Source organism: Flavobacteriales bacterium (genome assembly GCA_025210805.1).
GTDB lineage: Bacteria > Bacteroidota > Bacteroidia > Flavobacteriales > CAJXXR01 > JAOAQX01.
On the sequence record JAOAQX010000034.1, the window covers coordinates 61,265 to 81,914 of the forward strand.

Consider the following 20,650-nt stretch of genomic DNA (forward strand, 5'->3'; position numbering starts at 1 on the left):
ACTCATTACATCAATAATACCCATTTATCAGTGAGTAAATATCAAGAAAAAGAAATAAAAACCTATGGGTGAATTAACATCGTAAATAGTATAATCATTCTTCAATTAACGCAAGAAAAAACCTTACAAACAAAAATTATATCCTAAATAAGATTCTGATAATTCATTGGTAACAATAGAGGTAAAACGGAATTTTACGATGACATCTCTATTAGCAAATACAAAAAAACGGAGTATTTCCTTGGTGAGTTCCTGAAAAAGTGCAATTTCTTCAAATTCTTTTGAATCCTCAAAAAGCAAAGTCACTTCAAGGTCTTCAAACTCACTATAAAGATTCCCTGTTAAACCAAGATTGATTCCTAAGATACCTTCATTAATTGCTCCAAAAATAGAACCATCCAATTCTTTGCGAGTATATTTTATCTCACAATTAACACCCAAAATTGATTGAACCAGTTTTTCTAACTCTGGAAGATTTTCTTTTAATTCCTCAGAATTACATAGATTTAGAAAGAGTTTATAGTATTGTTCTTTACTAAACCTTATTCTGTTTTGAATAAGAGTTCTGGCAATTCTAAAGATATTTCTTGTGGCGTCTTTATTGGTAAAAAGGTGAAGAAAACGATTTGTATATTTTACTTTTTCTTGAAACAAAAAGGTATCAAAAGGGATAAAAAACGCTAGATTTTGTTCTTCCAATTCCCTATTTTTTTTGATTGCCTCTACCACCTCTTTATTACTCATTGTGGGATCACTGATAACCAAGGGGTGAAAAAATATTTCGGGTAGCTGATGATATAGACTATTTCTACTCAACTCTATCAACACATCTTCCTTTAATTGATCTCCCGCTATAAAAGGAAAAGAACTATCAATAACATCTTGGGAAAAACTACGACTATTCATTCCACAGCATTGAATCCAAAATTGGTGATGCTCTCCTTCTTTTCCTAATAAATCTTGAAGTTCTTCATAATACACTTCTCCAATAAAATGAGGAAGTTTACTGGATTTTATTTCTTCTATTATTTCTTCCATTAGTTCGTCTTTTCCCAGATTAAACTATCCTGATCATAATGCAACAGCACCTCGTCGTTTTCTACAATATTCTGTGCAACAATCATTCTCGAAATCGCTTTTTTGATATAAGTTCTCACAACTCCAGCAATGGGTCTTGCTCCATATTTTTTAGAATATCCTTTGTCCGCCAAATAGGTAATTGCTTCGGGACTCAAGGATAGTTTGATGTCTTTTTCTTTTTCTAGCTGCTCCTGAAGTCTCGCAACATGCAATTTAAAAATCATCTCAGACACTGCTTTATTGATGGGTGCAAAAGGAACTACTTCTGTCAATCTTCCTAAAAATTCTGGTCGGAAATAAGGACTCATAATCTCTATTAACTGACTTGACTCTGGCTGTTTTCCTTTTTCAAATTCTTCTGCTATCCACTCACTACCAATATTGGAGGTGAAAATGATAATTGAATTCGAAAAATCCCCTTCTCTGTTTAATTTATCATGAATTTTCCCTTCATCCATTATTTGTAAAAAAACATCGTACACAGAACTATGTGCTTTTTCTATTTCATCAAAAAGAACTACCGAAAATGGTTTTTGGCGAATCTTGTTCACCAGCATTCCTCCTTCTTCATACCCAACATATCCTGGAGGAGCTCCGTAAAGTAAAGCAGCAGAATGCTCTTCTTTAAATTCCGACATATCAAAACGAATCATGGCATTTTCATCATCAAAAAGTAATTCGGCTAGGGATTTTGTGAGTTCTGTTTTCCCTGTTCCCGTTGGTCCCAAAAAGAAGAAAGATCCTATAGGTTGGTTGGGATTACTCAATCCACTTCTTGACTCAATAATTGCATCGGCTAAGGTAGCTATAGCATGATTTTGTCCTTTTACTCGCTCTTTTAAATGTTCTTCTATATGCAGAAGCTTATCTTTTTCTTCTGCCTGAATTTTTCCTATTGGAATTCCTGTAGTTTCTGCAACTATTGTGGCAATATCATTTTCGTTTATTTTTTTGATTGGGCTCAGATGATGTTCCTTTATTTCCGTCAATAAATGCTCTGTATTTTCTAGAATATCCTCGGCGTTTTCAAGTTCTTCTAATTCTTTCTTAGATTGAATTTTTGCCAGAATTACAGGGCTAATTTTATCTTTTATTTGATGATGAAGATATCGCAATGTTATATTCGCATCGATTTTTTTAAGATCTACTTTTTCCAATTCTTTTTCAAGGCTTTCTATCGTCTGAGAGAGTTGTCTATTACTTCTGCTGATGGAAGCCAAAGTTTGATCTAATAGGCTAATGGCTGTATTGGGAAGTTTTTGTTCTTTAAAATACCTCTTGGAAAAATGTACAGCTTGCTCTATGGCATTCTTCTCAATACCTATTTGATAATAAGCGGTCAGTTTTATTCGCTGATTTTCCATGCATTGACTAAGATACAAAGGTGATAATTCTGCAATTTGTATAGGAAGTATTTTATTCTGAATGCTATGATTTTCTATTTGTTGTCGATAGTAATCGGTACCTGTGATTGCTAAGAGTCTAACTTTTCCGAGCCTTAATTGGGCGGAAAGAAGATTGATAATGGCTTTACTATTTTGAATTCCTTCTGTAAGAATAGGTAAATCATCTATTACCAAAAGACAATTCTCAAGCTTAGAAACTTTATCAAAAATAGCACTCAGTTTTTTAGACAATTCAGCACTATTACCACTAGCTGCCAGTATTTTAGAACTTTCCACTCCAAGAATAATCATTTCTTTGTACAAAGGGTCTTTCGTAGTGGCAACAAAATGAATAAGTGCATGTATAATAGAAGTTTTACCTACTCCACTGTCTCCATAGATAAGAAAACCTTTATTTTCCCTTTGCTCAAGATTATCAAGTATTTGTCGCAATTCTTGGTCTCTTCCTACAATAATTTCTCCTTTTTCAATGAGTTTATTTTGCAACAGGTTTTCACAAAAAGGAATTTCTCCTACTCCTTCTTCACCTAGTTGAAATGTGTTTTTATATTGCGCTTGATCAATCGCATTGAAGTTTTTAAGAATCTCATTTTCGGTAATTTCCAAGGTGTTTAGTTGCTTGGCATCATATACTACTCCTACCCGTATAATGGAAAGAAAAACACATAATGCATCAATATGATCAGTTCCTAATTTTATCTGCGATCTTTCTGCTTCTTCCAGTACCTTTAATACTTCTTTATCAGCCTCTACACCTTCATTGTGACTATTTTGACTCTCGTACACCTCCATTCTTACCTCAAACCATTCTATTAGGTATCCTACATCATTATGAATACTACCTAGAATTTCTATCAAACCAGTGGGTTCTGTAAAAAGAGCATAAGCAAGGTGAGCTACTCCATAGGTTGTGTGATCTTTTTTGTGGGCTAATGCTTTTGCAACAGCAATTGCCGATTGTAAACTTAGGCTAATATCACTCATGGTATTTGGTATCATATTTTTTTTGTTTTTTTATACTCAACACAGCTCATTAAAGCCGCTTGAATTATGAAAATTCGAAATGTTTTATTCTGCTTAATCCTTTTAAAAAAGGCAGGAAGAATTGATTAAGCAATACAGATATGAAAAGGTAGATTGTGAACAGAACGATATTCCAGCTCCTTTTTTATAGACGCTGCAAGGCGTTTTTTGTTTTCATCATTAAAATCATTATTTTTTTCTAAAGTAATTTCCACTTTAGATACTCGGATAATTCCTTGTTTTTTCTCATGTGAAATCGCTACGCCCGAACTTACTTGAACATCTTCCACAATTTTACCTAGAAACATTTGCACAAAAGACTTTATATCCTCTTTGGACACGATTCTATCTTTGGAAATGAGTCCATAACGCAAACTATTAATTTTTTCTTTTGCAGTCGTTTTATACAAACCTCCACTAGAAATAGCAACCGTATGTATTTTTGGATTCTCCCCTACTTGTCTATATTGTTCTAGAGTTGTAAAAGCTGGAATTCCATTGGCTCTGTGTGCCAAGGTTGTCCAATAATTACATTCTAAGGTATTGGACTCTTTAAAAGGTATAGAAACTAGGTATTGAGAACCTCCTTTATTATCCACAGCTTCGAAACCAAGACCAATTTTTTGTTCTATTTGATCGAGTTTCTTGTTCAGATCATTCAAATAGGCATTCACTAAATCATAACCCATTGCAGAAAAAGCACTTCCCTCCTGTCTTACGGTTTGGATTACATGGTCTAAAACAGCTTTTGCACTTCGATCGTCAAATTGCTCTAGACCTCCAAAATAAAGCGCATAAGAACCTTGAAGATTCGAAATATCATTTTGCAAAGTATTTCTATAAATTTTACCATTGTTATCTGTTAGTGAATCGATATTCAAGAAATAGTGATCATCCGTTGGTAAAGAGATGATTTTCCCGTTTTTATTTAGCTGATGAACATTGGTTTCCAATTTCTTATTAACCACAGGAAAAGTATTTAAAAAACAAGAAATCCCCTCTATATCATTACGAGAAAACTCAGCGGGAAAAGAGAGTTTTATCCAAACCAATTCTTTAACGAAGTCTTCTTGATCTTCTTCAAAAATTTGTTGAGGAAACTGTTGAATTGCTGTGCTGGTTTTTTGTGTAAAGTCTATCTCTAACTGATAGAGTTGATTTTGATAATATCTAAATATTTCTTCTGAATAAAAATCCTTCTGTTCCTTAAATTGAATATTTTTTAGTTTAAAAGAAAGTTGATTTCCTTGAGAATCAAACGCCTCTGTTAATTTTAAATACGGAAGAAGATCGGCATTTTGGGGCTGAATTGTAAAATCGATGATTTGCTTCTTTTTCGTTTTCACTTCCGTTATATCCAAACCGAGCCACAGGCAATATTCCTCAATTTCTTCTGGGATTTCTGGAGACAATTCTAAAGTCGTCTCTCTTGTGGACTCAAATAGTTTTATTTGAGTTTTAGAAACAGTGGTGGAAATATATGTTTGAACAAGATCTTGCTGAAAGAGTGGTGTAAAAATCACATCAATGTTCTCTTCACCATATATTCTTTTTTTATAAAAGAACATATCATCAGATTCTAATTGGTACTCAGAATTTGGTGGGTAAATTCTAACCAAAGAGTGAGCAGGTTTTGGCGAAGACCAACTTTCGTGCACCAATATTTTCGAAATACGTTCTAATAATTTGGCATCAGATATTCTGATTTCTTGCTCTAGAGTGGCAAATTCAAAGGCAAAAACATCTAAAAGTAATAAAATAATAGGATCTAGATGTTCTTTCTCTTTTATGTCCAAAAAATCAATGACTCTATCAGTAAGTTGTTTTTTTATTTTCGAAAAATCTTTCATAGTATTTATAATAATTATTGAGCTAAAGGACTAATGTATAAACTCATTCCAAACTGAAAATCTTGACTGTTTTCTAGAATCAATCCAGCAATATGAATATCGGCTTTTCTACGCACTTGAGAGTAGCCTTTATTCTTAAATTCATAATCCACTTCTGTCAAAGAAATTTTTACCTCAACGTCTTTTAATCGTTTTTCATTGATCAAAATACTCTTTTCCAAAGAACTTTTTACTTGCTCTTCCCATTTGTGAGTTTTGACCAATTGATTAAACTCTAATTCCCAAATATCGCAACCAAAGGTGTTATTTCCACTCACCTCTCCATAGCGACTTGTTATGAGTAAATACAAATGTTGAGCAATGGATTCCTCCATAGAACAAGATGGTGTTTTTGCACCTTTTGCAATGTTGTAAAAGTTAATTGGTAATTTTATATATTTCACAATATTAAGTATTTAGATGACCAATTTAACAAAAAAAGTTCAAAAAAATATTTTTGATTTTCTTCTTTTTTCCCTTATATTTACCCTATCAAAATATTGAAATTATAAAAGTGTTATAAGCAACACTTGCTTTTTAAAACATGAGATAATTATAAATTTTCCTCTTTCTCTTCCAAATAATTTTCCACTCAACAAAGGCTATTAAACACAGTAAAAAAAGACGTTTTTTATTCACTTTTTAGTTTGTCTATTTTGAGATTCATTTATGCTTTTTATGAGAAACAAGTTCTCCTTATTTATAATCTCATTAGGCTGAATTGAATGATTAGAAAAGTAACATTTAACCATTAAACCCAAATAAACATGTCAATTTACGAATATGGAATTGGAGGGAACGAAGTAAAAGTCGATGCAAATGAAGCCATCGCTGATATCCCCTCAAATCGAACACTACTGGTTCAAAAACTCACCAAAGATGCACCGATCACCCCTGAGGCTGTATATGGCTTAAAAACCATTGATGAGGTTTTTGAAAACTTCAAGCCAGAGGTAGAAGTGGAATTTCAAGATGAAAACGGAGCCGATGTAAAAGAATCCATCGCTTTTAAAAACCTTGGAGATTTCGGGATGAAATCCATCAAAGAAAATAGTGATTTCTTAAATATGCTGAATATTGAGCAAAACCAAAATGTAAAAATTGCCAAGCAACTTACTTCTAATAAAGCATTAAGAAAAGCACTAGAAGATCCTGAAGCAAGGGCTGCAATTGTTGCATTGATAGAAAACTCAATTAAGGAATTAGATTCAATTAAATAATAGTTTAAAAAAATTACAAAATGGCTGAAGCAAAAAAACAACAAAAAAGTCAAAGTTCCCAGCAAGGAGCCCAAGGACAATCTTATGATGCCCTCTCAGAATACGGAGGTTTTACCTTTGTAGAAAATATTATTGACGGATTCTCTAACCTGAACCCAAAAAGAAAAGCCAGAAGGAAAATCTTTATGTCAGATGAGCAATGGGAAGGAGAGCGACAAACGCTTAAAAACCGACTCAATGTTTGGCTGAATCTACTGAACAACGGGAAAGACATTGAGTCTATGAGAGATTTAGCAAACGAAAAGGCTGATAAAGCAGAAAAAGTGCTCAACAGAAACTTAAAAATTGCTCTAGACAAAACACGTGAGTTGGAAACTTCTTACCGTTCGGTTGCTTATTTTTTCAAAAATACAGAAAGTGATAAAGTAAAGAACCTTACGATTATCAATGCAGAATTAGATCAACTAAAAGATCTAGATAACCCCTTATTTGCCAATTATATTGCGAATGAACTTAAACAAAATTTTGATCGATTAGATTTAAGAAACAACTACGGAATCATGGTTTTACCAGGATATTTGGGATCCAATGCGGTACTAGATAAATGGTCTAAAATAGCCCACGATAACAAAGCTGTTCTATTAACTGATTTTAGAGATCTAGAATCTCCAGACGATGTGATCGATTTCTTCGACAATGCAAATCATACTGGTGGCGAAGTATTTAAGTCAAATACTTTAATGACTTGTAATTGGTTATTAGGAAGAAATAAAGAAGCATCTGTAGGAGAGGAAGAAAACCTTTATGTACCGCCATCATCTGCACTGGCAGGAAAAATATATGGTACGTTGATGTCTCAAGTAGTTGCTGGGAAAAAATTTGGAGGCTTAAATGAAGTTGAAAGCGTACATTTTGATCTTAAAAAGAGTGAAATCTCAGAACTAGAGAAAAAAGGATTGGTTCCAATGGTAAATGAATATAGTAAGGTAATGGCATTTTCTGCCAAAACATTATTCAACGGAGACAATTTAGGACTACAAACCTATTCTGTTGTAAGAGTTTTTGATCATATTACCAAAGTGCTTTTCGATTTCTTAAATAGAAGAGCTTTTGAAAACTGGAATACAAGAACAGAAGCAGATTTACGATCACAAATTGTTAAGTTTTTAGATGGAATTCAAGGACCTTCAAAACTTATCGAAAAATTTAAGGTGGTAAGAATCATGCAAGATCCAAATCAAAAAGATCGTGTGTTACTAGATATCCATATTACGCCATATTTCCCTGCAAAATCATTTGTAATCCAACTCGATGGTCACAAAGGAGATGGACCCGAAAATGCGGTTTGGAATAGTGAATATGTTCAGCAATAATAGTTCAAGATCCTATTAACAAATAGAATTTTAGATATTAAGCTTTCTTAAATTTTAGTAAGAAGCGAAGATAAAAAAAGCCCATGAAAATTATATTTCATTGGGCTTTTTTTAAGGCTTGTTAATACAATTATTTTTAATAATCGTAAGTCATTCTGATAAAAGATCCTATTTGAGCTTTCATATTTTTTCTATCAACAATAAAGTCTAAGAAACCATGTTCTTTTACGAATTCAGCAGTCTGAAATCCTTCTGGTAAATCTTTTCCAATTGTTTCTTTTACTACACGAGGTCCTGCAAAACCAATTAAGGCACCAGGCTCGGCAATATTAATATCTCCAAGCATTGCAAAAGAAGCAGTAACACCACCCGTTGTAGGATCTGACAATACAGAAATATAAGGAATTCCTTTTTCTGAAAGCTGTGTTAATCTAGCTGAGGTTTTAGCCATCTGCATAAGAGAAAATGCGGCTTCCATCATCCTTGCTCCACCTGATTTTGAAATCATGATAAAAGGCTGATCGTTTTTGATAGAGTGTTCAATAGCTCTTGCGATCTTCTCTCCTACCACAGATCCCATAGAACCTCCAATAAAGTTAAAGTTCATACAGGCAATAGTTACAGGATTCCCAAATAAATTCCCCGATCCTGATGTCAAAGCATCTTTTAGGTTCGTTTTCTTTTGAGTTGCCGAAATTCTATCAGTATATTTCTTGGTATCTTCAAATCCAAGTGGATCACCTGAAGTCAAATTTGCATCCAATTCTGTAAATTTCCCATCATCAAAAAGTAATTCGAAATATTCTTCGGAATTAATTCTTTCATGATGATTACAGTTTTTACAAACGTAAAGATTACTTACAAAATCTTCTTTATCTGTTACAACTTTACACTTAGGACATTTATACCACAATCCTTCTGGAGTTTCCATTTTGTCCTCCGAACGGGTAAATATCTTTTGTGATTGTCTTTTAAACCATCCCATAGGCTCTAGTTAAGAGTGTTTACATTGTTCAAGTCAGCGAATGATCTTTCTAATCTTTCGCTAAAAGTACCTTCTGCCAAGCGAATATATTTTCTTGGATCATAATATTTTTTGTTTGGAATATCATCTCCTTCAGGGTTTCCAATCTGACGTGCAACATACTCCTTTTTATCCAAGATATAATCTCTAATTCCTTCTGTAAAAGCATATTGAAGATCTGTATCAATATTCATTTTGATTACTCCATAAGAAATTGCCTCGCGAATTTCTTCAAGTGTACTACCTGATCCTCCGTGGAATACGAAATCAATTGGATTATTTTCAGCAATCCCATGCTTGTCTTTAATATATTCTTGAGAATCTTTTAAGATAGTAGGTGTAAGCTTTACATTTCCTGGCTTATATACTCCGTGTACATTTCCAAATGCAGCAGCTACAGTAAATCTTGGAGATATTTTAGAAAGCTCTTGGTAGGCATAATCTACGTGCTCTGGCTGTGTGTAAAGACGAGATTCATCTACATCAGTATTATCTACTCCATCTTCTTCACCTCCTGTGATTCCCAATTCAATTTCTAAAGTCATTCCCATTTTCTCCATACGCTCAAGGTATGGCTTACAAATAGCAATATTCTCCTCTAAAGATTCTTCAGAAAGGTCAATCATATGTGATGAAAACAAAGGCTTCCCAGTTTCTTTAAAGAATTTTTCACCTTCATCAAGAAGTCCGTCTATCCAAGGTAACCATTTTTTCTGACAATGATCTGTATGCATAATAACGGTAGCTCCGTAAAGTTCCGCTAAATGATGAACATGCTTTGCTCCTGCTACACAACCTGCTATAGCCGCTTTTTCGTCTGTATTATCCAATCCTTTTCCTGCAAAGAATTGTCCTCCACCCTTAGAAAACTGAATAATAACAGGTGCATTAAGTTTTGCAGCCGTTTCCATTACAGCATTTACGGTTGGTGATGATGTTACATTGACAGCTGGCAAAGCAAAATTGTTTTCTTTTGCCAGTTTAAATATGGCTTGAACGTCGTCTCCAAAGACAACACCTGGTTTTATTTTTGTAGTATTCATAGTTCTGGTTTGTGAAAATATATGCAAATCTAAAAAAATTATCTTGTACTATCCTTTTTGACTAAGAGTTATTCATGATCTAATTGATATTTTTTGACAATTTACTTTTCATTATTCATTAGTTATCAGAAATTTTAGCTTTCAACATTTCGATAAATGCGTCTTCCATTTCTTTTTAAAATTTCAAATTTTAAACCTGAGTATCTATTTCCTAAGTAAATTCGTAGTTTTGTAAAATTCAGGAAAAAACAAAATCTTTATTCTTTAAGGTTAAAATATATGTTTGAAAATTTATCAGATAAGCTCGACAAGGCCTTTAGTATTCTAAAAGGACACGGAAAAATTACGGAAATCAATGTAGCAGAAACGCTCAAGGAAGTCCGTAGAGCCCTTTTGGATGCCGATGTGAGTTTTAAAACTGCCAAAGACTTTACAAAATCTGTAAAGAAGAAGGCTTTAGGTCAAAATGTACTCACCAGTCTTCAGCCCGGTCAAGTAATGGTTAAAATCGTTCATGACGAATTAGCCGAACTTATGGGTGGTGAAACGAGTGAAATAAACCTTCAAAAAGATCTTACCATTGTTTTGATGGCAGGTCTGCAAGGTTCTGGTAAAACCACTTTTTCTGGTAAACTAGCCCATTTTCTTAAAAATAAGAAAAGTAAAAAGCCTCTTTTAGTTGCTTGTGATGTTTATCGTCCTGCTGCCATAGATCAGCTTACCGTGCTTTCTGAGCAAATTGGAGTTGATATTTTCAAACAGCCTGAATCTAAAGATCCAATTGCTATTGCAAAAGATGCAGTTGCTTATGCAAAATCTAATGGAAACCATGTAGTAATTATCGATACGGCAGGTCGTTTAGCCATTGATGAACAGATGATGAATGAGATTGCTTCTATTAAAGAAGCTGTAAACCCTCATGAAACATTATTTGTTGTAGATTCTATGACAGGGCAAGATGCTGTAAATACAGCAAAAGCCTTTAATGATCGTTTAGATTTTAATGGTGTTGTACTTACTAAGCTCGATGGTGATACTCGTGGTGGGGCCGCACTTACCATTAAAACAGTGGTAAACAAACCGATTAAATTTATCGGAACGGGTGAAAAAATGGAAGCAATTGATGTTTTCCACCCAAATCGTATGGCGGATCGTATCTTGGGAATGGGAGACGTTGTGTCTCTTGTAGAAAAAGCTCAAGAACAATTTGATGAAGCAGAGGCAAGAAAGCTTCAAAAGAAAATTGCCAAAAACCAGTTTGACTTTAACGATTTCTTATCCCAAATTTCTCAAATTAAAAAAATGGGAAATATCAAAGATCTTATGGGAATGATCCCAGGAATGGGAAAAGCTTTGAAAAATGTGGATGTTGACGATGATGCATTTAAAGGTATTGAAGCTATTATCCACTCAATGACACCAGAGGAAAGAGCAAACCCTTCTTTAATCAACGGATCTAGAAGAAGAAGAATTGCTAAAGGTTCTGGAAATAAAGTTGAAGATGTAAATCGTTTGATGAAGCAATTTGCAGATATGAGTAAAATGATGAAAATGATGCAAGGTGGTGGAATGAAATCTCTTATGGGGAAAATGCCTAAAATGCCAAAGATGTAGTATTCTACAACCTATATAATTTTAAAACTGCTGTTTCCAAATCTATGGATTTAGCAGTTTTTTTTTGTGATAAATAAAACAATATTCCCTATAAAAATACATACCTTAGTATTCACTAAAAATCAAAAAAAATGAGCCAATATTCTTATCAAAAAGAGGTGAATATCAAACCACCAAAAAAACTAATAATAACCATAGCTATTGCTGTTGGTTTAATCTTTTTCTTACTTAGAGCCACAATAACTATAGATGCAGGTACCGCTGGTGTTCTTTATAAAACTTTTGGAGACGGTGTTGTAACAGATGAACCACCGTTAGGAGAGGGATTTCATCTGGTTGCACCATGGAATAAAGTAATTGTTTACGAAGTAAGACAGCAAGAAGTCTTTGAGAAAATGAATGTTTTATCATCAAATGGACTAGAAATTACTTTAGAAGTTTCTGCTTGGTATCAGCCAGAGTATGAAAATTTAGGGAAATTACACAAAGAAAAGGGGGCAACTTATGTTACCAGAATTCTTCGTCCTGCAATAAGATCAGCCGCCAGAAGTGTGGTAGGAAGATACACACCAGAGCAACTTTACTCAACTAAAAGAGATGCAATTCAAGAAGAGATTTTGATTGAAACTAAAAAAATCTTAAAAAATCAGTTTACTCAGCTAAACGAAATCTTAGTAAGAGATGTAGAACTCCCAAGAACCATTAAAGAGGCTATTGAACGTAAGTTAAAGCAAGAGCAAGAGTCTTTAGAGTATGAGTTTAGACTTTCTAAAGCCCAAAAAGAAGCAGAAAGACAAAAAATAGAAGCAGAAGGAAAGGCAAATGCCAATAAAATTCTTAGTGCCTCTTTAACAGATAGAATTCTTCAAGAAAAAGGAATTGAAGCAACCTTAAAATTATCTGAATCGCAAAACTCAAAAGTCATAGTGGTAGGTGGAAAAGATGGCTTACCGATTATTCTTGGAAACCAATAAACCAGTGAGTAAATTAATACCATAATGGATGGTATCAATTGAAAATCTTATACAAAAAAATCCGAGGAAAATTCCTCGGATTTTTTTCTAAAAAGTTTCACAATTCTTACAGAGATCAATTTCTTTTTTTCTCCCCAAGAATAATAATTCTAGCCATTTTTTTCGTTTTGGAGAAAAATAAATATCAAAAAGACTCGAATCCTTTATATTCCCCATCACACCACGAGAATTCAAGTCGGTACAACAGACATTGATATCTCCATTAGGGAGTAATACTAATTGATGCATTAATTGTCCACAACCTATTTTATGTGGCTTTTTTCTGTGATTAGTAGAGTCTCCATCTATTTCCACTTCACCAGCCCAAGTATGAGGGTGCCTTAATTCATAAGTATCAATTTTATTATAAATATCTTGAAAAACTGGCGACATCCATTTTGTATTAAGCGGTTTACCGGGATCCAAAACAGAAATAATATGTGTTTTAATCGGTTGGTTTAGTTTTTTATTTTCTTCTAAAAAGTAACTTATATTTTTGAAAAAGAGATTCCATTTTGCCCGTATTCTCACCTCTTCAAATCGCTCTTCTCCTCCTCCATCCATACTAAAACGGATAATGTCTATTGCCTCACTTTCAATAATTTCTTTGGTTTTTTTCTTGTTTAAAGGAGTTCCGTTTGTCAACAAAGTAACTACCGGGAATTTTTGGCTTTTCTCTTTTGCCAAACGCTTGTATTTATTGAGTACTCCCAACATTTCACCTATCTGATTGTGCAACAAAGTTTCTCCTCCATTATGTAAATGGATATATTCTACGCCTCTAAATCTATGATCCTCAATAAGGTTTTTCATAAATTTTTCTAAGACCTCTGGCTTCAGAAGAATTTTGGGTTTAAGATGGTCTAAGGAACAAAATGCACAACGCAAATTACAAGCACTAGAAAATTCAATATTGATTTCTTTTGTAGTCGTACTGTTCTTTATCCAACCCCATTTATAATAGAAAAGGTAATTTTTGGCATATAAAAGACCTTGAATCGTTTCTAGAATTTTCCACACAAACGATCCTTTTTTTAAATTTCTAACAAAATAATCCCTGATGGCTATTAACATACTTTTTGTGTTTATTGATGAATAAAAAGTCTGTAATTGCTGTTCAGGTCCGGACATAAAAAAACAATTTACTTTTCAAAAGTATTCAATTCTTTACGCTGTTTTTGTCATCATTTTATAGGAATTTCATACAGTTGCATCCACACAAAGCTTAGATTTAAGTAATTTTAATACTTCAATTGATATTAACCAAAAAGCGATCAGGAATGAATGATTTTCAGGTAAAACTTAAACACGCGTATCCATATTTCTCCCCAAATCTTATAGAGTTAATGGAATTAGAAGGCATGATAAAAGAAATACCAAAAAATCAAGAAATTTTAAGCCAAGGAAAATATATCAAAGTAATACCCATCGTTCTTAAAGGATTGCTCAAAGTGTATAACCCCTATCAAGAAAAAGATCTATTACTCTATTATATTCAAGAAAATGAAAGTTGTGTGATGTCATTTTCTTCGGGTTTAAAGAATGAACCTAGTATGGTTTCTGCGGTTTCTCTACAAGACTCAACCCTACTACTGCTTCCTATAGATAAAGTACAGAAATGGATAAAAGAATACCCTGAATTTAACACTTTGTTTTTTAACCAATACAATAAAAGGTATCAGGATATGCTCTCCACGATAAATCATGTTTTGTTTGATAAACTCGATCATCGTTTATATGATTACCTAAAAGAAAAAGCTAGAATAAATAACTCTACCGAAATTAAAATTTCTCATAGAGAAATTGCTTCAGACTTAGGAACCGCAAGAGAAGTTATTAGTAGAGTGATGAAAAAACTGGAAAATCAAGGTTTTGTAAAACAATCTCATCAAAGCATTAAATTTTTAGGTAAGTAGTGACCCTAGTCACTGCTCAGGTTTTAAATGGTTTATAGTTTTGAGAAATCATTCAGACTTTATTTATAACAACTCTAAAAAAAAATACTATGAAGAAAAATATGGGATCTACCGACAAAATCATTAGAATTATCATTGCCATTTTACTTGTTGGTTTATATTATAATGGAACGCTTTCGGGAACTATTGGAATAGTAGCTGTTATTTTATCTATCGTTTTTGTATTAACAAGTTTAATCAGCTTTTGCCCTTTGTATCTCCCTTTTGGGATAAAGACTTGTAAGAAAAATTAGATTATAATAATCGGTTTTGTAAATGTATAATAACTTTTGGATTTTATAAAAAAACTCCATAACCTCTGTAAAACCAAAAACGGCTTCTTTGGAGAAACTCAGAAGCCGTTAAAAACAAAATATAATTACATTGTATTAGATAAAACTCTAACTTCATTAAATATAACACTAATTGAAGAGTAAAAAAGAGGAGTTTTATAAACGAATAATCAATTAAAACTTATTACCTATCCAAACAGTTTCGTTATTAGAATCTACAAGAATCAATTTACCTTCATTCGTCAGTACTAAACTAGAATTCTTGGTACACTGATTCGCTTTAGTGAATAATGTCCAATGATACCCACCTTTTGCATTTGTAATTTTTAGATTTCCATCATTTTGCATTAAAAGCCCCTTACCATGAAGAAAGTTTCTTTTATCATTTAATATTCTTTGAGCATACACATACATATTCCATACATGTTTGTTATCCTTTGTGTAGATAACTAAGTTTCCATCTTTTGCTTGGAAAATAACGTAAAAATTCTTGTTAGCAGAATAATACTTCTTATCAGCCACAATTTTAGCTCCTGGCTTAAGTATAACAGTGTTTTTTGTATCTATACTCCCTCCACCTTCTCTTTCGTTTTGAGGAATCCAGTACATGCGCTCAACATGTCCCATTGGAGAGGTATATTTAACTACTACCCTATTTTTCATATCTCTAACTACAGTTTGCACAACAGTTTGCAACAAACAACCGTACCAACCCTTTTTTACTTCCAATGGATGCTCTTTAGTAATGGATTCAGTTTTAGATTCCGAACCTCCCCAAGAGTGTGAGTAAGACCCTTCAACGCTTACTGAGCCATTAACCGTTGCTTTTCCTAAGAAATCCCATCCAGCTTCAAATCCAGCACTAATTCCAACAGCGATACCTAGACTATTATCATAATTACTTTCCGTTGACATTTCAGTTGAAACTGATATGGTTAAGGATTCGTCTTTCGCTTTTGCCTCCAAACCATCCAAAAATTTGTATTTGGTTGTTTTAGTTACATAATAAACTGGATTCTTTTGAAATTGCTCTATTTGAGAATCATAATTTTTATCTTGAACAGCAAAAAATGGAATAGTATCCTTGACAATTTCTTGAAAACTACTTAACCAACTTGGAGATGGTTGTTCAGGTCTATCAAGGTATTTGGGGAGTCTTTTTTTGATTTTGGTATTCTTTTTTATACCTTTAAATTGCAAATTTATTGCGAAAGCATCCCCATCTGGAAAACTTCCGTGACTGTCATCACCAGTATTTGCAAAAAAGGTGTTTGGGGTAAGGCAAGCTGTATTTTCATCAGCAGGAGGAGATGTCATAATTGGCTTCCACATAGAAATATCTACTTTAGCATCTGAAAGGGCATCATCCCAAAAGGCTAATTTCTTTTTTGGATTATTGGATAGATCTTGGTAATCTGCTTTGGTCACTATAGAAACAGTCTCACCTCTGTTTTGAAAAACCTCTTTTACACATCTAAAATTAGGATCGTGGAATTTTGAACTACTTGAAGCAACCATTCCTAAAGCTACATATCCAGATTTACAATTGGCTTTAAAAATATTAACACCTTTGTCTGCTCCAGAACCAGCGTCATCCCAAATTTTCGTAAAACTATTAGGTTTAGAAAATAAATGCTCATAACCTCTTTTTGGCTTCAAAGTTATTGTTACAGGCTTCTTGTTGCTTGGATAGTTATATTTTCTAGAAATTATATGTCCAAAATGAAAGTATCCAGATGAAGTTACAGGCTTCCAAATAGCTACATATCTTCGAGAACCACTTCCTGAATCATTCCAAATAGAAGTGGATTTATTCTGAATCTTTATTTCAAAATAATCCGAGCTCAGACCTTGAGCACTAATAGTATCACAAGCAGTAAAAGACAAACCAGCTAGTAATAAAAAGTTTTTAAGTTTCATGTTTTTTTTTCAATAATACCATAAAATAAATAACTATTGTTATAATATAAACAAGAAAGTTACGAAGTGTAAGATATATGTTACGAATGGTAAATGAGAGATCAAAATATTGGTTTAGGGCTTGATAAAAGCTTTTATGTATATTGTGAAATAAAACAACTTTATGAAATCAAATTATACCTTCTTAACCCTATTTCTGTTCATATTTTCATGCGAAAATTATGAAAAAACAACCGTAAAAACATTCCAAGAACCTAAATACGCTCTTGTTTTGCACGGTGGTGCTGGTTATATAACACCTGAAAATTTATCCGAAGAAAAACAAAAAAGTTATAAAAATGCTTTAGATTCAGCAGTTAGTATTGGTGAAAATATCCTAAAAAACAATGGAGCAGCCCTAGATGCTGTAGTAGAAACTATTTCCTATTTAGAAAACAATCCCCTATTTAATGCAGGACGAGGTGCTGTTTTTACTCACGAAGGGAAGAATGAACTTGACGCTTCCATCATGCTCGGTTCCAATAAAAATGCTGGTGCCGTTGGAGGAGTCACTAAGGTGAAAAATCCTATTAAAGCAGCCAAAGCTGTTATGCTTCAATCTCCACATGTAATGCTAGTAGGTAAAGGTGCCGATCAATTTTCACTGGAGCATAATTTGGATACCGTTTCTCAAGAATATTTTTATACGGAAAGAAGTTGGCAAGCTTTACAAAATCGTTTACAAAAAGAACAAACAGCCGCTTTAGAGGATCAAAACCCAGATTGGAAATACGGTACTGTTGGTTGTGTAGCTCTAGATTACAAGGGAAATATTGTAGCTGGAACTTCCACTGGTGGAATGACGAATAAGCGTTGGAATAGAATTGGTGATTCGCCAATAATAGGTGCCGCTACTTATGCCGATAATCATACTTGTGGCGTATCTGCAACAGGACATGGTGAGTATTTTATACGGTATGCAGTGGCTCATGATATTGCTGCTCAAATGGAGTATGCTCAAAAATCATTGGAAGAATCTGCTCAGAACACCATCAATAATAAACTTGTAAAAGCTAAAGGAGACGGAGGGATTGTCGCTTTAGATAAAAATGGAAATATTTCTATGGTTTTTAATACTCCAGGTATGTTTAGAGCCTATGCAAAACCCAATGAAAAGAAAATATTGATGTTTCAATAGAAAAAAAAGGAATTTGATTAATCAAATTCCTTTTTAGCATCTTGTATTTTTTGCCAGAGCTTGTCTTTTAACTCACTCAACCCTTGTTGTACCACCGAGGAAATAAACAGAGTTTCGATTCCATCGGGAATTTCTTCTTTCATTTCTTCCATGAGTTCTTCATCAAGCATATCAGACTTAGTAATAGCCAGTAATGCATGCTTCTGCAATAATTCCTTCTTGTATTTAAAAAGTTCATTTTTAAGAACTTCAAATTCTTTTTGGATATCTTTTGAATCTGCAGGAATCATAAAAAGTAATACGGCATTTCTTTCTATATGTCTTAGGAAACGATAACCTAATCCTCTTCCTTCACTTGCACCCTCGATGATTCCAGGAATATCAGCCATCACAAAAGAGTGTAATCCTTCTCGGTATTTTATTACGCCCAAATTTGGTGTTAAGGTAGTAAATTCATAGTTAGCAATCTTTGGTTTTGCAGCTGAAACTACACTCAAAAGTGTTGATTTACCAGCATTTGGAAAACCTACTAATCCTACATCCGCCAGTACTTTTAGTTCAAGAATATTCCATCCTTTTTCCCCAGAAGTACCTGGTTGAGAATATCTTGGAGCACGATTTGTGGGACTTTTAAAATGGTCGTTTCCTCGTCCTCCAAGACCTCCATAACGCAATATTTGCATTTCTCCATCTTCTTGAACTTCAAAAATTACCTGACCCGTTTCCTCGTCTTTAGCAATTGTTCCTAAGGGAACATCGATTACTTCGTCCCAACCATCTGCACCATGCTTACGGTTTGACCCTCCATTTTCTCCTTGCCCTGCTTTTATATGCTTTCTGAATTTAAGAGGCAACAAGGTGTACATCTGCTTGTTTCCTCTCAAAATAATGTGACCACCACGTCCTCCATCACCTCCATCGGGTCCACCTTTGGAGTCTTCTTTTGAACGCATAAAATGAGTAGAACCTGCTCCCCCATTCCCTGCGGCACAGTATATTTTGACGTAGTCAATAAAATTTGAACCTTCTGAAGACATGCTTTCGTATTAAGCGTTTATTTTTTCAATTTTGGAAACAAGGCGATTGGTTATTTCTTCAATAGATCCAATACCTTCAATACCAGCGTATTTATTCTGAGCTTCATAAAAATCTTTTACAATAGCTGTTTCTTTGTTATAAACACTGATTCTGTTTTTGATGATTTCTTCATTGGTATCATCTGCTCTACCACTCGTTTTTCCTCTTTCTAGGAGTCTTTTTACAAGTTCTTCTTCTGGAACTTCAAGTGCCAACATCATAGAAATTCCTGAATCTTTTGTTGCCAAAAATTTATCCAAGGCTTCTGCTTGTGCCGTTGTTCTTGGGAAACCGTCAAAGATGAATCCTTTTGCATCAGCGTTTTGATTTACCTGATCTTCAAGCATTCCGATAGTAATTTCATCAGGCACCAAATTTCCTTTGTCTATAAAAGCCTTGGCTTTAAGACCCAGTTCTGTTTCATTTTTGATATTATATCTAAAAATATCTCCTGTAGAAAGATGTTTTAATTCAAATGCTTCTACCAATTTTTCAGATTGTGTTCCTTTTCCTGCTCCTGGAGGTCCAAAAAGTACAATATTTAACATCGTGTTTTTATTTAGTTGGTAAATATCATTAAGATTTCTACCTTTTTGTTGATAATCTAATCCATATCCTACAACAAATAAAGGGTCTATTTCTTTCACCACATATTTCACAGGATATTCAAAGGAATAACATTCAGGTTTGAGTAATAAAGTAGCTATTTCAACACGCTTGACATCCATTTTTTGTAATTCTGGGATCAAAGCTCCAATGGTGTTACCAGTATCTACTATGTCTTCTAAAATAATTACAGTTTTCCCAGCAATTATAGATTTATTAGGTAGTAGATCAAAACGCACTTCTTCTTGATTCAAATTTCCATGATAGGAACTTGCTTTTGCAAAATACCACTCAGATTCAAGATCAATTGTTTTCATTAAATCTGAAGCAAAACGAATAGCTCCACCCAAAACAACTAAAAAAATAGGAGATTCTTCATCTCTAAAATCTTTTTGTATCTGATTAGCTAAAGCTTTTATTCCTGCTTGAATTTCTTGGGAACTCAAATAGGGTTTAAAAAAAAGGTCGTTTATACGAATGTGATTCATCATGCGAATTTAACCCAAATAATGCAATAGAATCATCAGATATCAGCTAAATGTTTGTCAATCTTTAAGAAAAAATTAAAAATGGCTTCTTATACCTTACAGATTTAGGTATATTTGATGTCATGAATAAGAATTTATTTAAAGGCTCACTTCAAACCATTATCCTTAAATTATTAGAAAAAGAAGGAAAAATGTATGGTTATCAGCTTTCTAAAAAAGCCACTGAAATTTCGGATGGAAAAGTAACCATTACTGAGGGAGCTCTATACACTACACTTCACAGAATGGAAGCTGATGATATTATTGAAAGTGAAATTCTAGAAGTAGCAGGTAGAAAAAGAAAATATTATAAACTCACTTCCCGTGGAAAGAAAGAAGTTGTGAACAAAACTGATGAGCTCCTTGCTTTTATTCAAAATATGAATGTTTTTTTAAAAATGAATTAAATA

At 33.5% G+C, this 20,650-nt stretch carries 18 protein-coding genes; 8 read left to right on the plus strand and 10 right to left on the minus strand.

The genetic code is table 11. The annotated features are described in order from the left end of the window. Positions 1-123: 123 nt before the first annotated feature. The 4 genes from N4A45_13275 to N4A45_13290 form a co-directional block, all read right to left on the minus strand. Positions 124-1,038 carry a hypothetical protein gene (locus N4A45_13275; GenBank protein ID MCT4666190.1) on the minus strand — a complete coding sequence of 305 codons (915 nt, stop codon included), beginning with the start codon at positions 1,036-1,038 and terminating at the stop codon, positions 124-126. Continuing rightward, positions 1,038-3,485, minus strand: coding sequence for an ATP-dependent Clp protease ATP-binding subunit (locus N4A45_13280; protein MCT4666191.1), 2,448 nt, complete (start codon positions 3,483-3,485; stop codon positions 1,038-1,040). Before N4A45_13280 ends, N4A45_13275 begins: the two co-directional genes overlap by 1 nt. 110 nt (positions 3,486-3,595) lie before the next feature. Further along, positions 3,596-5,359 (minus strand): hypothetical protein, encoded by a 1,764-nt coding sequence (locus N4A45_13285; GenBank protein ID MCT4666192.1) that lies wholly within the window; start codon positions 5,357-5,359, stop codon positions 3,596-3,598. A gap of 14 nt (positions 5,360-5,373) precedes the next feature. Next, complete coding sequence (locus N4A45_13290) at positions 5,374-5,802, minus strand: GPW/gp25 family protein (protein MCT4666193.1); 429 nt, start codon at positions 5,800-5,802, stop codon at positions 5,374-5,376. Between the two features lie 363 nt (positions 5,803-6,165). On the opposite strand from N4A45_13290, the gene N4A45_13295 reads away from it, so the two are divergent. Both N4A45_13295 and N4A45_13300 read left to right on the plus strand, forming a co-directional pair. Further along, positions 6,166-6,618, plus strand: coding sequence for a hypothetical protein (locus tag N4A45_13295; protein ID MCT4666194.1), 453 nt, complete (start codon positions 6,166-6,168; stop codon positions 6,616-6,618). A 20-nt stretch (positions 6,619-6,638) separates the two neighbouring features. Further along, positions 6,639-7,991, plus strand: a complete 1,353-nt coding sequence (locus tag N4A45_13300; GenBank protein ID MCT4666195.1) for a DUF5458 family protein — start codon at positions 6,639-6,641, stop codon at positions 7,989-7,991. Between the two features lie 136 nt (positions 7,992-8,127). On the opposite strand, the gene accD is transcribed toward N4A45_13300, so the two are convergent. Together accD and fbaA are read right to left on the minus strand one after the other, a co-directional pair. Then, on the minus strand, positions 8,128-8,976 hold the full coding sequence (accD, locus tag N4A45_13305; protein MCT4666196.1) for an acetyl-CoA carboxylase, carboxyltransferase subunit beta: 849 nt from the start codon (positions 8,974-8,976) through the stop codon (positions 8,128-8,130). A gap of 5 nt (positions 8,977-8,981) precedes the next feature. After that, complete coding sequence (gene fbaA, locus N4A45_13310; GenBank protein ID MCT4666197.1) at positions 8,982-10,058, minus strand: class II fructose-bisphosphate aldolase; 1,077 nt, start codon at positions 10,056-10,058, stop codon at positions 8,982-8,984. A gap of 279 nt (positions 10,059-10,337) precedes the next feature. On the opposite strand from fbaA, the gene ffh reads away from it, so the two are divergent. Beyond that, positions 10,338-11,672, plus strand: a complete 1,335-nt coding sequence (ffh, locus tag N4A45_13315) for a signal recognition particle protein (protein MCT4666198.1) — start codon at positions 10,338-10,340, stop codon at positions 11,670-11,672. Positions 11,673-11,803: 131 nt separating this feature from the next. Further along, a complete protein-coding gene (locus N4A45_13320; protein MCT4666199.1) occupies positions 11,804-12,646 on the plus strand; it encodes a prohibitin family protein in 843 nt (280 codons plus the stop codon). An 87-nt stretch (positions 12,647-12,733) separates the two neighbouring features. Here N4A45_13320 and N4A45_13325 read toward each other — a convergent pair whose 3' ends face one another. Further along, a complete protein-coding gene (locus tag N4A45_13325) occupies positions 12,734-13,705 on the minus strand; it encodes a radical SAM protein (protein ID MCT4666200.1) in 972 nt (323 codons plus the stop codon). A gap of 260 nt (positions 13,706-13,965) precedes the next feature. On the opposite strand from N4A45_13325, the gene N4A45_13330 reads away from it, so the two are divergent. After that, complete coding sequence (locus N4A45_13330) at positions 13,966-14,601, plus strand: Crp/Fnr family transcriptional regulator (GenBank protein MCT4666201.1); 636 nt, start codon at positions 13,966-13,968, stop codon at positions 14,599-14,601. Positions 14,602-14,690: 89 nt separating this feature from the next. Next, the gene (locus N4A45_13335; protein ID MCT4666202.1) at positions 14,691-14,894 is read left to right on the plus strand and encodes a DUF2892 domain-containing protein; all 204 of its coding nucleotides are present in this window, start codon (positions 14,691-14,693) and stop codon (positions 14,892-14,894) included. A 213-nt stretch (positions 14,895-15,107) separates the two neighbouring features. On the opposite strand, the gene N4A45_13340 is transcribed toward N4A45_13335, so the two are convergent. Beyond that, entirely contained in the window at positions 15,108-16,853 is a 1,746-nt protein-coding gene (locus N4A45_13340; GenBank protein MCT4666203.1) for a hypothetical protein, read from the minus strand. 163 nt (positions 16,854-17,016) lie between these two features. Here N4A45_13340 and N4A45_13345 point away from each other — a divergent pair, with 163 nt between their 5' ends. Then, a complete protein-coding gene (locus N4A45_13345; GenBank protein MCT4666204.1) occupies positions 17,017-18,030 on the plus strand; it encodes an isoaspartyl peptidase/L-asparaginase in 1,014 nt (337 codons plus the stop codon). Between the two features lie 17 nt (positions 18,031-18,047). Here N4A45_13345 and obgE read toward each other — a convergent pair whose 3' ends face one another. After that, positions 18,048-19,067, minus strand: a complete 1,020-nt coding sequence (gene obgE / locus N4A45_13350; protein MCT4666205.1) for a GTPase ObgE — start codon at positions 19,065-19,067, stop codon at positions 18,048-18,050. Positions 19,068-19,076: 9 nt separating this feature from the next. Next, positions 19,077-20,201, minus strand: coding sequence for an adenylate kinase (locus N4A45_13355; protein MCT4666206.1), 1,125 nt, complete (start codon positions 20,199-20,201; stop codon positions 19,077-19,079). A 122-nt stretch (positions 20,202-20,323) separates the two neighbouring features. On the opposite strand from N4A45_13355, the gene N4A45_13360 reads away from it, so the two are divergent. Beyond that, positions 20,324-20,647, plus strand: a complete 324-nt coding sequence (locus N4A45_13360) for a PadR family transcriptional regulator (protein MCT4666207.1) — start codon at positions 20,324-20,326, stop codon at positions 20,645-20,647. The last annotated feature ends 3 nt before the right edge of the window (positions 20,648-20,650 follow it).

Bases quoted from the DNA above. Each gene is read 5' to 3' on its own strand.
- N4A45_13275 (MCT4666190.1), bottom strand. From the start codon at position 1,038: ATGGAAGAAATAATAGAAGAAATAAAATCCAGTAAACTTCCTCATTTT.
- N4A45_13280 (MCT4666191.1), bottom strand. From the start codon at position 3,485: ATGATACCAAATACCATGAGTGATATTAGCCTAAGTTTACAATCGGCA.
- N4A45_13285 (MCT4666192.1), bottom strand. From the start codon at position 5,359: ATGAAAGATTTTTCGAAAATAAAAAAACAACTTACTGATAGAGTCATT.
- N4A45_13295 (MCT4666194.1), top strand. From the start codon at position 6,166: ATGTCAATTTACGAATATGGAATTGGAGGGAACGAAGTAAAAGTCGAT.
- N4A45_13300 (MCT4666195.1), top strand. From the start codon at position 6,639: ATGGCTGAAGCAAAAAAACAACAAAAAAGTCAAAGTTCCCAGCAAGGA.
- accD (MCT4666196.1), bottom strand. From the start codon at position 8,976: ATGGGATGGTTTAAAAGACAATCACAAAAGATATTTACCCGTTCGGAG.
- fbaA (MCT4666197.1), bottom strand. From the start codon at position 10,058: ATGAATACTACAAAAATAAAACCAGGTGTTGTCTTTGGAGACGACGTT.
- ffh (MCT4666198.1), top strand. From the start codon at position 10,338: ATGTTTGAAAATTTATCAGATAAGCTCGACAAGGCCTTTAGTATTCTA.
- N4A45_13320 (MCT4666199.1), top strand. From the start codon at position 11,804: ATGAGCCAATATTCTTATCAAAAAGAGGTGAATATCAAACCACCAAAA.
- N4A45_13330 (MCT4666201.1), top strand. From the start codon at position 13,966: ATGAATGATTTTCAGGTAAAACTTAAACACGCGTATCCATATTTCTCC.
- N4A45_13335 (MCT4666202.1), top strand. From the start codon at position 14,691: ATGAAGAAAAATATGGGATCTACCGACAAAATCATTAGAATTATCATT.
- N4A45_13340 (MCT4666203.1), bottom strand. From the start codon at position 16,853: ATGAAACTTAAAAACTTTTTATTACTAGCTGGTTTGTCTTTTACTGCT.
- N4A45_13345 (MCT4666204.1), top strand. From the start codon at position 17,017: ATGAAATCAAATTATACCTTCTTAACCCTATTTCTGTTCATATTTTCA.
- obgE (MCT4666205.1), bottom strand. From the start codon at position 19,067: ATGTCTTCAGAAGGTTCAAATTTTATTGACTACGTCAAAATATACTGT.
- N4A45_13355 (MCT4666206.1), bottom strand. From the start codon at position 20,201: ATGAATCACATTCGTATAAACGACCTTTTTTTTAAACCCTATTTGAGT.
- N4A45_13360 (MCT4666207.1), top strand. From the start codon at position 20,324: ATGAATAAGAATTTATTTAAAGGCTCACTTCAAACCATTATCCTTAAA.